Genomic DNA, 14,452 nt, shown 5'->3' with positions numbered 1-14,452 from the left:
CCTCCGTGCGGTGAAGATTCGACACCTCCACCACACACGGGGGCCTTCGCCACGATCAAGACCGGCCAGCGTTAACAACGCTCGTGATCAATACATCTAAGGCCTTGCGTGTGCACCGGCTCCGCGCCGCAGGGATGCTCCACGCGCGCGTGCCGCCCGGGGCCGCCGCTTCACGCGCGCGTGGGGACAGATGGGACGTGCAGGTGACCGCTTCTCAGAAAAGGCCGGCTGCCGCGAAGCGGAGGACCAGCTGGGGTGCTCCGGAGAGGGCGACGCCGAGCAGGCCGGTGAGGGCGAGGGCAGCCGTGAGGGGGGCCGGGACGCGGTGCCGGGCGGGTGCGCCTTCGGGGGCGCGGAACAGCAGGGCCGTCCACTGCAGGTAGTAGAAGAGGGCGATCACCACATTGACGGCCATGACGACGGCGAGCCAGCCGAGGCCCGCGTCGACGGCCGCCGAGAACACGGTGACCTTCGCGAACAGCCCGATGACGCCCGGCGGCAGCCCGGCCAGGCACAGCAGGAAGAACGCCAGCAGGAGCGCGGTGAGCGGGTTGGCGGCGTACAGGCCCCGGTAGTCGGCGATCCGGTTCAGGGCCCGGCTGCGGCCCACCAGGGCGGCCACCGCGAACGCGCCGAGGTTCACGGCGGCGTACATCAGCGCGTAGGCCACCGTGGAGCCGATCGCCTTCTGCGGATCCTTGGCGTAGCCGGCGGCGGCGATCGGCACCAGCAGGTAGCCGGCCTGGCCCACGGAGGACCAGGCGAGCAGCCGTACGGCGCTGTACGCGCGCGTGGCCTGCTGGCGCAGGGCACCGACATTGCCGACGGTCATGGTGAGCGCGGCCAGGACGGCGAGCGCGGGGCCCCAGACGTCGGCGTACGACGGGAACGCGACGACGGTGACGAGGATCAGGCCGGAGAAGCCCACCGCCTTGCCGACGACCGACAGGTACGCGGCGACGGGCAGCGGCGCGCCGACGTAGGTGTCGGGCACCCAGAAGTGGAACGGGACGGCGGCCGTCTTGAAGGCGAAGCCGATCAGGGTGAGGACGACACCCGTCTGGGCGAGCGTGTGCAGCTGCCCGCCGACGTGCGGCAGGCGCTGGGCGACCTGGGTGAGGTAGAGGGTGCCCGTGGAGGCGTAGACGAAGCTGATGCCCATCAGGCTGACCGCGGTGGCCGTCACCGAGGACAGGAAGAACTTCAGGGCGGCCTCGGAGGACCGCTTGTCGCCGTGCCGGATGCCGACGAGGGCGAAGGCGGGCAGGGAGGCGACCTCCAGGGCGACGATCAGGGTGGCCAGGTCGCGGGAGGCGGGCAGCAGGGCGGCGCCGGCCGCCGAGGACAGCAGCAGGAACCAGAACTCGCCCGGCGGGACGCGCCGCTGGTCGTCCGCGAGGTTCGTGACGGACAGCAGGGCCGCGAGCAGGGCGCCGCCGAGAACGAGGAACTGGATGACGAGCGTGAAGTGGTCGGCGGTGTAGCTGCACGCGCGCGTGGCGCCGTTCAGGCAGAAGGTGCTGCGGTCGCCCTCCAGAAGGGGCAGCAGCGCCAGCGCGGCCACGGCCAGTCCGGCGACCGAGATCCAGCCGAGGACGGCCTTGCGGGCCTCGGGCAGGAACAGGTCGGCGACCAGGACGACGAGTCCCACCGCGGCGGCGATGACCGGCGGGGCGACGGCGAACCAGTCGACGGACTGGACCAGCGACTCGGCGAGGGGCTGGGCGCTCATCGGGTGCCTCCTGCGAGGAGCTGGTGCACGGCCGGGTCGGTGAGGCCGAGCAGCGCCCTCGGCCACAGTCCGGCGACGACGGTGAGGGCGACGAGGGGGGTCCAGGCGGCGAACTCGTACCCGCGCACGTCGGCGAGGGCCGGGACTTCCCGCTCGGCGCCGCCCATGCAGACACGGCGGACCACGATCAGCATGTACGCGGCCGTCAGCAGGGTGCCGAACGCGCCGATCGCCATGAAGGTGAGGTACGCGGGCCGGCTGAGGTCGGCCGCGGGCTTGAAGGACCCGAACAGGGCCAGCATCTCGCCCCAGAATCCGGCGAGCCCCGGCAGACCGAGGGAGGCGACGGCGCCGAAGGCGAGCAGGCCGCCGAGGCGCGGTGCCTTGCCGTAGAGGGCGGCTCCCGTCTCCTCGGCCAGGGTGTCGAGGTCGGTGGTGCCGGTGCGGTCCTTCAGCGCGCCGACCAGGAAGAAGAGCAGGCCGGTGATGAGGCCGTGGGCGATGTTGGCGAACAGGGCGCCGTTCACGCCGGTCGGGGTCATGGTGGCGATGCCCAGCAGCACGAAGCCCATGTGGCCGACGGACGAGTAGGCGATCAGCCGCTTGAGGTCGCCCCTGGCACCGCGTTTGGCCAGGGCCAGGCACGCCAGGGATCCGTAGATGATCCCGACGACGGCGAACGCGGCGAGGTACGGCGCGAAGGTGTGGAAGCCGTGCGGTGCGATCGGCAGCAGGATCCGGACGAACCCGTACGTACCCATCTTCAGCAGGACACCGGCCAGCAGCACCGAGCCGACGGTCGGCGCGGCGGTGTGGGCGTCGGGCAGCCAGCTGTGCAGCGGCCACATCGGCGTCTTGACCGCGAGCCCGATCCCGATCGCCAGCACAGCGATGACCTGCACGGATGCGGTCAGCGACCGGCCGTTGTCAGTGGCGAGTGCCACCATGTCGAACGTGCCCGCCTTGATTCCGATCAGGAGCAGGCCGAGCAGCATGACCACGGAGCCGAGCAGCGTGAACAGGATGAACTTCCACGCGGCCCGGGTCCGGCCCTCGCCGCCCCAGCGGGCGATGAGGAAGTACATCGGGATGAGCACCATCTCGAACGCGAGGAAGAACAGCAGCAGATCGAGGACGGCGAAGGTCGCGAGGGTGCCGGACTCGAGCAGGAGCAGCAGCGCGACGAACGCCTTCGGGGACGGGCCCTTGGGCGGGTTGAAGTAGGAGTACAGCGCGCAGAGGAAGGTCAGCAGCGCGGTCAGGACGACAAGGGGGAGGGAGATGCCGTCGATGCCGAGGTGGATCCGCACGTCGAGTGCGGGGATCCAGCTGATGTCCGTCGTGGCCTGCATCCTCGACGCATGGTCGTGGTCGAAGCCGACCGCGAGGACGATCGCCGCGATGAGGACCGCGCCGGTCACGGTGACGCCGTGCCGCAGCACGGCCTGCCCGGGTGACTTCCCCTTCAGTCCGGGCGGGGCCGGGAGAAGGGCGGCTACGGCGCCGAGAAGCGGGCCGACGACGACGAATGCCAGAAGGAACTGCATCACGGACTCGTTGATATCGATCACGTCTGCTCACGCTCCCGTGGCGACGAGGACGACGGCGACCGCCAGGACGACGGTGCCGGCGAGCAGCGCGCTCACATAGGTCTGCACATTGCCGGTCTGCGCCCGCCGTACCGCGGCCCCGAGCCACCGGGGCAGGGCGGCCGCGGCGCGCACGTAGGTGTCGACGACCTCGCGGTCGAGGAACCGGACGAGACTCGCCCCGGCCTGGACCGGGCGGACGAACAGCGCCGCGTACACGGCGTCCAGGTGGAAGCCGGCGGCCGCGGGCCGGTGCAGCGAGAGGAGCAGCAGCCGCGCCGGGTCCGCCGGATCGGCGGCATAGGCGATGTCGCCGTAGGCCGGCTCGTGTGTGGCGATGGCCTCGGCCTCGACCAGCCCGGCGTCGCCCTCCGGGTGGGCGGCGACCGCGCCGAGCGGGAGCCGGGCGGCGAGCACGGTGGTGCGTTGCCAGGCGCCGTAGGCGACCAGCACGCCGACCACGGCGAGACCGGTGCCGAGGATGGAGGTGAGAAGGGTCGGGGTGAGGTCGCGGCCGTCGAACCAGTCGGGCAGCGCCCGGTAGGCGAAGCCGCCGAAGGCCAGGGACGGGATCGCCAGGACCCACAGGATGACGGTCATCGTCTTGGGCTGCCTGCCGTGGTCGGGGGCCTCGGCGCCGCGGCCGTGGAAGGCGAGCAGCCAGAGACGGGTGGCGTACTCGGCGGTGAGCAGCGCGGTGACGAGTCCGGCCACGAGGACGATCCAGCCGGCGGCACCGGGCGCGTGGCCGGTGTGACCGGTGGCGACGTGCTCGGCGGCGCCGAGGACGGACTCCTTGGAGAAGAAGCCGCTGAACGGCGGGATCGCGGCGAGCGCGAGGAGCGCCACGGTCATCGTCCAGTAGGCGTCCGGTACGCGGTTGCGCAGGCCGTGCATGCGGGACATGGCGGCCAGCGAGTTGGTTCCGGCGGCGTGGATGATCACGCCGGCTGCGAGGAACAGCAGCGCCTTGAAGGCGCCGTGGGACAGGAGGTGGAAGACGGCGGCATCGCGGTCGCCGACGGCGAGGGAGCCGGTCATGTAGCCGAGCTGGCCGACCGTCGAGTAGGCGAGGACCCGCTTGATGTCGTCCTGGGCGATCGCGGCAAGAGCGGAGCCGACCATCGTGATGGCGGACATCACGGCGAGGACCACCATCGCGGCCCGGGAGGCCTCGAAGACGGGAAGGAGACGGGCGATGAAGTAGACACCGGCGGCGACCATCGTCGCGGCGTGGATGAGCGCCGAGACGGGTGTCGGGCCCGCCATCGCGTCCGGGAGCCAGGTGTGCAGCGGGAACTGCGCCGACTTGCCCGCGACGCCCGCGAGGAGCAGCAGGGCGATGAGGGTCGGGTGGTGCAGGTTGCCGGTTGCGACGGCGCCGAGGACACGGGTGATGCGGAAGGAGCCAGCGTCGGTGGCGAGCGCGAACAGGCCGATGAGGAACGGCACGTCGCCGAGCTTGGTGACCAGGAAGGCCTTCAGGGAGGCGGCGCGGGCCTCCGGGGTCTCCCAGTAGTGGCCGACCAGGAAGTAGGAGCAGATGCCCATGACTTCCCAGCCGACCAGCAGCACGATCAGGTCGCCGGAGTAGACGACCAGGAGCATCGCGGAGGTGAACAGGGAGACGAGGGCGGCGTACGAGGGGTAGCGCGGGTCGTCGCGCAGATAGCCGGTCGAGTAGATCTGCACGCAGGCCGCGACGAACGCCACCAGGATCGCGACGAGCGCGGCGAAGCCGTCGATGTGCAGCGCCAGCTCGACGGGGACCGAACCGGTGGGCGTCAGCTCGGTGTGGGCGTCGATGGCCGCCTCGCCGCCCTGACGCACGGCGACCAGCGCGGCCAGCACGAGCGAGGCCAGCGGCGGCAGTACGGCGAGCGGGCGGACGAACCCGGGCGCGGTGCGGCCGAGCAGCAGTCCGGCCGCGGCGCCGAGGAACGGCAGGAGGGGGACGAGGACGGCGAGGGTGGTCGTGGTCACGCGGTGGCCTCAGCCTTCTCGGCCGCCGAGGAGCCCGGTCCCTCGGTGCCGGGGCCCTCTGCGGTGTCGCGGAGCTTGTCGATGTCGGAGGTGCCGCGGTTGCGGTAGACGGCGAGCACGATCGCCAGGCCGATGCCGATCTCGGCGGCGGCGATGGCGATGGTGAACAGGGTCAGCGCCTGGCCGGAGTGCAGGGTCTCCTTCGCGGCCCGGCTGAGCCAGACGTCGAAGGCGACCAGGTTGAGGTTGACGGCGTTGAGCATCAGCTCGACCGACATCAGGACCAGGATCGCGTTGCGGCGGGCGAGGACGCCGTACAGCCCGGTGCAGAACAGGAGGGCGGAGAGTACGGCCGGGTAGGCGAGGTGCATCAGCGGGCGCCTTCCTTCTCGGCGGTGGTGTCCCCGGTGGCCGCGGGGGTGGCGTTCGCGTCCGCCGTCGCCTTGCGGGACAGGACGATCGCGCCGACCAGGGCCGCGAGGAGCAGCACGGACAGGGCCTCGAAGGGCAGTACCCAGGTGCGGAACAGGCTCTCGCCGGTGATCCGGGTGGTGCCGGCGGCCGGGCCGTCCAGGTCGATCCAGGTGGTGCGGAAGGCGTCGACGACCACCCACACCAGGGCGACGGCGGCGGCGACCGCGACGGTCAGGGCGGCCCAGCGGTTGCCGGAGTCGGCGTCAGGGGAGCGGCCGATGGGGGCCTTGGTGAGCATCAGCCCGAACAGCAGGAGGACGACGACGGAACCGACGTAGATCAGGACCTGTACCCAGGCGATGAACTCGGCCGTGAGCAGCAGGTACTCCACGGCGAGGCCGCCGAGGGCGACCACCAGCCACAGGGCGGCGTGCACCAGCTGGCGGGTGGTGACGGTGACCAGCGCGGCGCCGAAGGTGACCAGGCCGACGAGGAGGAAGGCGATCTCGACGCCGGTCGGGGACAGAAAGCCCGGTGTGCCGGAAGCGGCGACCGTGGCTGCGGCGAGACTCATGAGTCGCCCTCCTCCGGCTCGGCCTGCGCGGCCGCCAGTTTCTCGGCGGTCCTGCGGGCGGCGGCGATCTCCTTCGGCTCCTCCGCCGCGGGGTCGAGGGCGGGTGGGGCCGGGACGGTCCACATCCACTCGCGGAGCTTGTCCCGTTCGTGGGTGAGGTCGCGGATGTCGGTCTCGGCGTACTCGAACTCCGGGGACCAGAACAGCGCGTCGAAAGGACAGACCTCGATGCAGATACCGCAGTACATGCACAGGGAGAAGTCGATGGCGAACCGGTCGAGGACGTTGCGGCTGCGCTCACGGCCACCGGGGGCGGCCGGCGGGACCGTCTCCTTGTGGGAGTCGATGTAGATGCACCAGTCCGGGCACTCGCGGGCGCAGAGCATGCAGACCGTGCAGTTCTCCTCGAACAGACCGATCACACCGCGGGTGCGGGGAGGCAGTTCGGGCAGGGCGTCCGGGTACTGCTCGGTGACGGTCTTCTTCGTCATCGTGCGGAGGGTGACGGCCAGGCCCTTGGCGAGGCCACTGCCAGGAATGGGGGCCATGGTTAGCTGATCACCACCTTGACGATGCCGGTGAGGGCGATCTGGGCGAGGGAGAGGGGGACGAGGAGGGTCCAGGAGAGTTTCTGGAGCTGGTCCTCGCGCAGCCGCGGGTAGGTCACGCGGAGCCAGATGACGAGGAAGGCGAGGATCGCGGTCTTCAGCAGGGTCCACAGCCAGCCCAGGCCGTCGTGGCCCCAGGGGCCGTGCCAGCCGCCCAGGAACAGGACGGTGGTCAGACCGCACAGGACGACGATCCCGGCGTATTCGGCGAGGAGGAAGAGTGCGAACCGCAGTCCGGTGTACTCGGTGTAGGCGCCGAAGATGATCTCGGAGTCGGCGACGGGCATGTCGAAGGGCGGTCGCTGCAGTTCGGCGAGGCCGGCAACGAAGAAGACGACCGCGCCGACGATCTGCCAGGGCACCCACCACCAGTGGAACGCGTGCAGGATGCCGGGCAGGGAGACCGTGCCCGCCGCCATGGCGACCGAGGCCGCGGCGAGCAGCATCGGGAGTTCGTAGGCGAGCAGCTGGGCGGCCGTGCGCAGGCCGCCGAGCAGGGAGAACTTGTTCGCGCTGGCCCAGCCGGCCATGAGCGAGCCGAGCACGCCGACGCCCATCACCGCGAGCACGAAGAACACGCCCGCGTCGAGGATCTGGCCGACCGCGCCCTCGCTCGGGCCGATCGGGATGGCGAGCAGGACGAGGAGGTACGGCAGCAGGGCCACGGCAGGGGCGAGTTGGAAGACGCGGCGGTCGGCGCCGGCCGGGACCACGTCCTCCTTCTGCGCGAACTTCACGCCGTCGGCGATGAGCTGGGCCCAGCCGTGGAAGCCGCCCGCGTACATCGGGCCGAGCCGGCCCTGCATGTGGGCCATCACCTTGTGCTCGGTCTGGCCGACGATCAGCGGGAAGGTGAGGAAGACGACGAACACGACGAGGAGTCGCAGGGCGACGTCCAGCACGCCGTTCACTGCGGGCCTCCTGTGGGGTGGGGGTCGTCGGGGGTGGGGGGACTGTCGGGGCTGGCGGGGTCGCGGTTGTCAGAGGTGCCGTGGTTGTCGGGGGTGCCACGGTCGTCGCGGGTGGCGGGCTCGTCGCCCTTGGCGGCCCGTTCGGGCCGGCGCCGGCCCGCGCCGGGTTCCGCAGGGGCCCCCTCGGCTTCGGTGGGAGCCCTCTCGGTCTCCCCGGACATCCGCTCGGGCTCCGTCGGCTCGTCGAAGGCCGGCCGGGCGTGGTGCCAAGGGGCGTCCGCGCTGCGCGGGGCCGTGCTCCGGCGGGCGGGGCGAGCCGCGCTGTCCGGTGCGGTCGGCCTGTCCGAAGGCGGAGCCGTCGGTTCGGCAGAAGCCGCTGCCGCCGGCTCACCCGAAACAGGACGGGCCGGCTCACCCGGAACCGGGCCCGCCGACTCACCCGAAACCGGCGGTGCAGTCGGCTCCGGTGTCCCGGTCCGCTGGGAGGTCGAGCCCTCCGAGGCGCTGCGGGCGCGGCGCGGGCGCGTCGGCGCCGGGCCGGGCTCGTGGGCCACGGACGCCTCGGCCGCCGGGCCTTCCGCAGTCGAAGCCCGGGGCGCGTCACCCTCGGCCGCGGCCTGCTGCTGCTCGGCGGCGTCCGCCGGGGCCGAGGCCCGGGTCTGGCTCGCCGAGCCTTGGCCCGCACTCCGCATCCGGCGCGGCCCGGCACCAGCACCGGCACCGGCGACACCGGCGCCAGCACCAGCACCAGCACCAGCACCAGCACCAGTCGCAGTCTCTCCCTGGCTCGCCGAGCCCTCCGCCGCCGTGCGGGTGCGTCGTACCGGGCGGTCTCCCGCCGCGCGGGCCGGACGCTCGCCCGCCGCGCGCCCCGCAGCCGCACGGGCCGGGCGGGCCGGAGCGGGCGGGAGCTGGCCCTTCAGCGGGCCCCATTCGTTGGGGTCCGGCACGCCGGGGGGCAGCATCTGGCGGCGCTTCGGGCCGCCGTGTTCGGATTCGCCCGGTTCCTTCGCGCCGGGCCACGCCTTGGCGACGCGGGCGGCGAGGACGAAGTCCTTGCGGAGCGGGTGGCCCTCGAAGTTCTCGGGGAGGAGGAGGTGTTCCAGGAAGGGATGGCCCTCGAAGCGGACGCCGAACATCTCGTGGGTCTCGCGCTCGTGCCAGGCGGCGCCCGCGTAGACACCGACGGCGGAGGGCAGCGTCGGCGCCTCGTGCGGGACGGTCGTACGGACGAGGAGACGGCGGACCGGCCCGAGCGCGACCACGTGGGCCGAGACGCGGAAACCCGCGCCCGGTTCGTCGACCGCGCTCAGCCAGTCGAAGTAGGTGCAGGACAGGGTCGTACGGGCCGTCTCCAGAGCGGTGAGCCAGGAGGACGGCGGAACGTCCACCGTCAGGACCTCGTACGACTCCTCGGCCACCGCCTCGGCGCCGAAGAGGTCCTCGACCGGGGCGGGCAGCCAGCCGACCGTGTTCATCGGGCGTCCCCCTCTGCGGCGGCGGGCGCCGGGGGCTGCACCAGGTCGCTGGTCAGGGCGGCCGCGGACGGCCGGGCGGCCCCGGTGCCGTACCGCTCCCCCAGCGACTCGCGGGCGATCTTCTCCTGGAGCTTGAGAATGCCCTGGAGCAGCGCCTCGGGGCGCGGCGGGCAGCCGGGGACATACACGTCCACCGGGATGATCTGGTCGACGCCCTTCGTCACCGAGTACGAGTCCCAGTAGGGGCCGCCGCAGTTGGAGCAGGCGCCGAAGGAGATGACGTACTTCGGCTCGGGCATCTGCTCGTACAGGCGCTTCACGGCCGGGGCCATCTTGTCCGTGACCGTGCCCGACACGACCATCAGGTCGGCCTGGCGGGGCCCCGGTGCGAACGGGATCACGCCGAGACGGATGAAGTCGTGGCGGGCCATCGACGCGGCGATGAACTCGATCGCGCAGCAGGCGAGGCCGAAGTTGAAGACCCAGAGAGAGTAGCGGCGGCCCCAGTTGAGGACCACCTTCATCGGCTCGGGAGCCAGGCGGGCCAGAGCGCCGAGCCTCCTGGGCTCGGGCAGGTAGACGGGATCCGGGGTCACGTCCATGTCAGGACGCCCTTCTTGTATGCGTACACCAGGCCCACGGCGAGGAAGCCGAGGAAGATGAACATCTCCACCAGGGTCGTCGCGCCGTAGCCGGGGGCGGCGAAGACCGTGGCCCAGGGGAACAGGAAGATCGAGTCGACCGCGAAGATCACGTACAGGAAGGCGTACACGTAGTACCGGACCTGGGTGTGGGCCCAGCCCTCACCGACGGGGTCGACGCCGCACTCGTAGGTCAGGAGTTTCTCCGGGGTCGGCACGACCGGGCGCAGCAGGCGGCCGGCGCCGAAGGCGACCGCGACGAACAGCACGCCGACGAGCGCGAGCAGCCCGACCGCCGAGTACGACCGGAAGTAGCCGGCCGCGATGACGTTCGCCGCGGCGACCGTCGAGTCCCCCAACGTCTCCCGCACCGTCCGACCTCGCTCCCTGACTTCGTGACCCTGGTGAAATCGTGCACTCTGTGGTGCCACGTGATTCGACGATCTGTACGCACGGGAGTCTAGGCCCTGTTAAAGAGCGGGTAAGCAGCCCGTCACGGGCTGAGACAGGTGATGTGCCCGGGGGTGGGGTTTTCCCCCGGCGGCGGAGGGCGGCGTACCGCATGGCGCGCAGGGCCCAGCGCACGGCAGGCTGACGGGTATGACCGCTACCAGCTCCGCCACCGGCCGGGCGGCCGACGGCACCGACCGGCTGCCGCCGGTCCGGCCGGCGTACGACACGCACACGTGGAAGGAGATCCTCCATCTCCTGCTGAACCTCCCGGTGACGGTGTTCGGCTTCGTCTACGCGATCACCGTGCTGTCCGTCGGCGGGCCCCTGACGCTCACCGTGATCGGTCTTCCGCTGCTGGCGCTCAGTCTGCTGGGCGCCCGGCAGCTGGGGAAGCTGGAGCGGTCCCGCGCCCGGTGGCTGCTCGGGGTGCGGGTGGAGGAGCCGACTCCGCTGCCGCTGGCCCGGGGCGGCGGGTGGATGCAGCGGCTGTGGATGGCGCTGAAGGACCCGGTGGGCTGGCGGACGCTGCTCTACGACGCCATCCGGCTGCCGTGGGGGATCCTCACCTTCTGCACCGTGCTGACCTCGCTGTTCGTGCTGTGGCCGGTGCTGCCGTACCTGGCGCGGGGACTGGCGAACGCGGACCGCTTCATGGTCCGCGGACTGCTGTCGCCGTCGGACGAGCTGGAACGCCGTATCGCCGAGCTGGAGTCGGACCGCGGGGTCGTGGTCGACACGGCCGCCGCCGATCTGCGGCGCATCGAGCGGGACCTGCACGACGGGGCGCAGGCCCGGCTGGTCAACCTGGCCATGGGGCTCGGTCTGGCCAAGGAGAAGCTGCTGGAGGATCCCGACTCGGCGGCGGCGATGGTGGAGGAGGCGCACGGCGAGGTGAAGCTGGCCCTCCAGGAGCTGCGCGACCTCGCCCGCGGCATCCATCCGGCCGTGCTCACGGACCGGGGTCTGGACGCGGCCCTGTCCTCGGTCGCCACGCGCTGCACGGTGCCGGTGAAGGTGACCGTGGACCTGCCGGACCGTCCGGCGCCTGCCATCGAGGGAATCGCCTACTTCACCGTCTCCGAACTGCTGCAGAACATCAGCAAGCACAGCCGGGCCCGGTCCGCGTCGGTGGACGTGTGGCGGGCGGAGGAGCGGCTGCTCATCCAGGTCCGCGACGACGGCCGTGGCGGCGCCCGGCTGGAGGGCGGCACCGGGATGCGGGGCCTCGCGGAGCGGCTGGGCGCGGTGGACGGCCTGTTCGTCCTCGACTCCCCGGCCGGCGGCCCGACGGTGGTCACGGCAGAGCTGCCGTGGCGGGACCGGACGGAGTAGCGGACCGCGCCGCACACGGGTGCGGCGACTACGGCCCCATGCGGGTGCGGCAGCTACGGGCCCCATGCGGGTGCGGCGACTGCCCCGGGGGCGGCCGGCCACGACGGCCCCGCAGCCGGCCGACGCCAGAACCCCTACGGCGCATCCCCCACGACGGGCCGACGGAACCGAGAAGCCGACGGCGCGGGACGAACGGCCGACCGCCGGAGGCAGGGGTGGGGAAAACCCCCGGCCCAAGACGCCGACGGACTCCATGGCCCGGTGCCCCCCGGCGCACGACTCTGGAGACACGGCTGAACCGCCGCAGGGCGACGAGAACAGGACGGAATCGATGGCCACGGAGTACGGACACGGCTACGGGCGGGAGGACGGGCACCCCGCCGGAAGCGGCTACCGGCTGCCCGCCGCGCTACGGGCGCCGTTCGAGGCGCGCAGCTGGCGCGAGTTCGGTTACGTCCTGCTGAGCCTGCCCCTGTCCATCGTGCTGTTCACGTGGACGGTCACCATGACATCGCTCGGCGCGGGCCTGCTGGTGACCTTCCTCGGCATCCCGGTGCTCGCGGCGGCGCTCGCCGGCTGCCGCGGCTTCGGCGCGCTGGAGCGGGCGCGGGCGCGCGGACTGCTGCAGCTGGACGTGGCCGAGCCGGAGCCGCTGCGGTTGCGCAGGCCGGGCGCGCTGGCCTGGATGGGCGCGGTGCTCAAGAGCGGCACCTCCTGGCGGAACCTGCTGTACACGCTGGTGCAGTTCCCCTGGGCGGTGTTCTCGTTCTCGGTGGCGGTGAGCCTGTGGACGACCGGCTGGTCCCTGCTGACCTACCCGCTGTGGTTCTGGGTCTTCCCGATGTACGGCGGCCAGGGCGGGCTGCAGCTGTACGGCGACGAACACCACAGCGTCTATCTCGACAACCCGTTCGAGATCACCGTGACCGCGCTGGTCGGCCTGCTGTTCACGCTGGCCACGCCGTGGATCGTACGAGCCCTGACGGCGGTGGACGGGCTGCTGGTCCAGGGGCTGCTCGGGCCGTCGCCGCTGTCGGCGCGGGTGGTGGAGCTGGAGTCGGACCGCGGGGTCGTGGTCGACACGGCCGCCGCCGATCTGCGGCGCATCGAGCGGGACCTGCACGACGGGGCGCAGGCCCGGCTGGTCAACCTGGCCATGGATCTGGGGCTGGCGAAGGAGAAGCTCCGGGAGGATCCGCAGGCGGCGGCGCGGATGGTGGACGACGCGCACGGCGAGGTGAAGACGGCGCTGCAGGAGCTGCGCGATCTCGCCCGCGGCATTCATCCGGCCGTGCTGACCGACCGTGGTCTGGACGCCGCGCTGTCCTCGGTCGCCTCCCGCTGCACGGTGCCGGTACGGGTCGAGGTCGATCTGCCGGCCCGCCCGGCGCCGGCGATCGAGGGCATCGCCTACTTCACCGTCTCCGAACTGCTGCAGAACATCAGCAAGCACAGCCGGGCCCGGTCCGCGTCGGTGGACGTGTGGCGCGCGGAGGACCGGCTGATGCTGCAGGTGACCGATGACGGGGTGGGCGGCGCGGACGTCTCCCGCGGCTCGGGCCTGGCCGGTCTCGCCGGACGGCTGGACGCGGTGGACGGCGTCCTCGTGGTCGACTCCCCGGCCGGCGGCCCCACCCGGGTGATCGCGGAACTGCCCTGGCGTGCCTGACCCTCAGGGGCCGATGCGGACGACGGCGCCGGAGCGGGCCCGGCCCGTTACGCCGTCGTAGCCCCGGGACGGCACACGATGCGTTCACGGGCCGCCGCCGTCTGCTGAAGGCGGGGCCCACCGGGAAGGTGGTGCCGGTCTGCCGGCCCACCGCAGTCGCCGGCCGACCGGCCCGGCACCGGCCCCCTCCCGCACCCGATCAGCAGAACGCATGCAAAAGATCAACGCATGCAAAAGATCCAGAACCCCCCGCGCCGGGACGCCCTCCCCACCCCCGGAGGGCGCGGTTGTGCAGGTGCGGCGGGCGGCGCCGGCCGAATGCTGGAATGCTGGACCTCCGTACGGACGGCGTCGTAGAGGAGCGGGCACGGGCATGGGGGGCCGGGAGATCGTGGAGAACAGGGTGCGGGTGGTCATCGCCGAGGATTCAGTGCTGCTCAGGGAGGGCCTGACCCGGCTGCTGACCGACCGCGGGCACGATGTCGTGGCCGGCGTCGGGGACGCGGAGGCGCTGGTGAAGACCGTCGCCGACCTGGAGGCCCAGGGCATGCTGCCCGAGGTGGTCGTGGCGGACGTGCGGATGCCGCCGACGCACACCGACGAAGGTGTACGGGCGGCCGTACAGCTGCGGAAGGCGCATCCGGGGCTCGGGGTGCTGGTGCTGTCGCAGTACGTGGAGGAGCGTTACGCCACCGAGCTGCTGGCCGGTTCCAGCCGGGGGGTGGGCTATCTGCTCAAGGACCGGGTCGCCGAGGTGCGCGAGTTCGTGGACGCGGTGGTGCGGGTGGCCGGGGGCGGTACGGCGCTGGACCCGGAGGTGGTGGCGCAGCTGCTCGGCCGCAGCCGCAAGCAGGACGTGCTGGCGGGGCTGACCCCGCGCGAGCGCGAGGTGCTCGGGCTGATGGCCGAAGGACGGACGAACTCGGCGATCGCCCGGCAGCTGGTGGTCAGCGACGGAGCCGTGGAGAAGCACGTCAGCAACATCTTCCTGAAGCTCGGCCTCGCCCCGAGCGACGGGGACCACCGCCGTGTGCTGGCCGTCCTGACGTACCTGAACTCCTGATCACC

At 72.2% G+C, this 14,452-nt stretch carries 13 protein-coding genes; 3 read left to right on the top strand and 10 right to left on the bottom strand.

The features are described from left to right. Positions 1-214: 214 nt before the first annotated feature. Genes ACIGXP_RS33770 through ACIGXP_RS33725 form a run of 10 tightly spaced genes read right to left on the bottom strand, consistent with a single transcriptional unit; the run spans position 215 to position 10,301 of the window. Entirely contained in the window at positions 215-1,732 is a 1,518-nt protein-coding gene (locus ACIGXP_RS33770; protein WP_399774883.1) for an NADH-quinone oxidoreductase subunit N, read from the bottom strand. Further along, positions 1,729-3,303 (bottom strand): NADH-quinone oxidoreductase subunit M, encoded by a 1,575-nt coding sequence (locus tag ACIGXP_RS33765; protein ID WP_399774881.1) that lies wholly within the window; start codon positions 3,301-3,303, stop codon positions 1,729-1,731. Before ACIGXP_RS33765 ends, ACIGXP_RS33770 begins: the two co-directional genes overlap by 4 nt. Before the next feature lie 6 nt (positions 3,304-3,309). After that, positions 3,310-5,304: an NADH-quinone oxidoreductase subunit L gene (locus ACIGXP_RS33760; RefSeq protein ID WP_399774878.1), complete on the bottom strand. Its 1,995-nt coding sequence runs from the start codon at positions 5,302-5,304 to the stop codon at positions 3,310-3,312. Beyond that, positions 5,301-5,675, bottom strand: a complete 375-nt coding sequence (gene nuoK, locus ACIGXP_RS33755) for an NADH-quinone oxidoreductase subunit NuoK (protein WP_360093959.1) — start codon at positions 5,673-5,675, stop codon at positions 5,301-5,303. The genes ACIGXP_RS33760 and nuoK overlap by 4 nt, the downstream gene beginning before the upstream one ends. Beyond that, complete coding sequence (locus tag ACIGXP_RS33750) at positions 5,675-6,292, bottom strand: NADH-quinone oxidoreductase subunit J (RefSeq protein WP_363214400.1); 618 nt, start codon at positions 6,290-6,292, stop codon at positions 5,675-5,677. Before ACIGXP_RS33750 ends, nuoK begins: the two co-directional genes overlap by 1 nt. Beyond that, positions 6,289-6,840: a NuoI/complex I 23 kDa subunit family protein gene (locus tag ACIGXP_RS33745; RefSeq protein ID WP_399774874.1), complete on the bottom strand. Its 552-nt coding sequence runs from the start codon at positions 6,838-6,840 to the stop codon at positions 6,289-6,291. Before ACIGXP_RS33745 ends, ACIGXP_RS33750 begins: the two co-directional genes overlap by 4 nt. Positions 6,841-6,842: 2 nt before the next feature. Further along, a complete protein-coding gene (locus ACIGXP_RS33740) occupies positions 6,843-7,811 on the bottom strand; it encodes a complex I subunit 1 family protein (RefSeq protein ID WP_363214402.1) in 969 nt (322 codons plus the stop codon). Continuing rightward, a complete protein-coding gene (locus ACIGXP_RS33735; protein ID WP_399774869.1) occupies positions 7,808-9,289 on the bottom strand; it encodes an NADH-quinone oxidoreductase subunit C in 1,482 nt (493 codons plus the stop codon). Before ACIGXP_RS33735 ends, ACIGXP_RS33740 begins: the two co-directional genes overlap by 4 nt. Beyond that, positions 9,286-9,891, bottom strand: coding sequence for an NADH-quinone oxidoreductase subunit B family protein (locus ACIGXP_RS33730; protein WP_363214404.1), 606 nt, complete (start codon positions 9,889-9,891; stop codon positions 9,286-9,288). Before ACIGXP_RS33730 ends, ACIGXP_RS33735 begins: the two co-directional genes overlap by 4 nt. Beyond that, on the bottom strand, positions 9,882-10,301 hold the full coding sequence (locus ACIGXP_RS33725) for an NADH-quinone oxidoreductase subunit A (protein ID WP_363214405.1): 420 nt from the start codon (positions 10,299-10,301) through the stop codon (positions 9,882-9,884). The genes ACIGXP_RS33730 and ACIGXP_RS33725 overlap by 10 nt, the downstream gene beginning before the upstream one ends. A 229-nt stretch (positions 10,302-10,530) precedes the next feature. Between ACIGXP_RS33725 and ACIGXP_RS33720 the strand changes: the two genes are divergently transcribed. From ACIGXP_RS33720 to ACIGXP_RS33710, 3 genes are all read left to right on the top strand, one after another. After that, complete coding sequence (locus ACIGXP_RS33720; RefSeq protein ID WP_399774865.1) at positions 10,531-11,715, top strand: sensor histidine kinase; 1,185 nt, start codon at positions 10,531-10,533, stop codon at positions 11,713-11,715. Positions 11,716-12,046: 331 nt separating this feature from the next. Then, positions 12,047-13,384 (top strand): sensor histidine kinase, encoded by a 1,338-nt coding sequence (locus ACIGXP_RS33715; RefSeq protein WP_399774863.1) that lies wholly within the window; start codon positions 12,047-12,049, stop codon positions 13,382-13,384. A 373-nt stretch (positions 13,385-13,757) separates the two neighbouring features. Beyond that, positions 13,758-14,447: a LuxR C-terminal-related transcriptional regulator gene (locus tag ACIGXP_RS33710; RefSeq protein WP_399774860.1), complete on the top strand. Its 690-nt coding sequence runs from the start codon at positions 13,758-13,760 to the stop codon at positions 14,445-14,447. The last annotated feature ends 5 nt before the right edge of the window (positions 14,448-14,452 follow it).

It is taken from the genome of Streptomyces sp. NPDC053069, from assembly GCF_044546895.1.
Lineage (GTDB): Bacteria > Actinomycetota > Actinomycetes > Streptomycetales > Streptomycetaceae > Streptomyces.
Note: the sequence above shows the minus strand (reverse complement) of the source record. Positions and strands in the feature narration are given on the sequence as shown.